A 566-nucleotide genomic window follows, 5' to 3' on the forward strand; every position below is an offset into this window, starting at 1 on the left:
TCGATGTTGCGGGTGCTGCCGACCAGCGTCATGACGTCACCGACATAGACGCGGGTATCGGCGCTCAGGGGGACCTCGCGTCCCATCCGCGTCAAGGTGCGCAGGAACACGCCGCGCGCAGCGTCGCCGACGCGTTCAGCCACGTCCTTGACTGAGCGGCCATGGAATTTGCGATTGTCGACGAGGACCTCGACCACGTTGCCGGGAAGCGCCTTCAGGATCTCGTCGGCGTCGATTTCAGTGCCAACAATCGGCTTTGCAGCGACGATGGCGGCGGTGCGGCCTGCGATAACGATGTCGTCGCTCGCTTCAAGAACGGTGTCGCGATGCGGTTCGACGTCAGCGCCCTGGCGCACGATCCGCTCGATCACGCTGCGGCTGCCGATCTGGTCTTCGACGGCGCCGACGCTCCGTCCCGCCGCTGCCGACACCCGATACGCGCGCGCCTGGAATTTTCGATAATGCAGATTCTCAGTTTGTGGCGGGTTGCCACCCGAAAGCTCCGCCTCGAGCTTTGCAGCTTCCGCTTTCAGATCGATCCCCATCAATTTCGGCGCGACAAACGG

Annotated in this window: 1 pseudogene; it reads right to left on the reverse strand. The window is 63.6% G+C overall.

Annotated features, from left to right (window positions below):
• Positions 1–566: pseudogene (locus AC0L2F_RS35740) on the reverse strand (transporter); the annotation flags it as partial.

The organism is Bradyrhizobium sp. Ken64, from assembly GCF_055807555.1.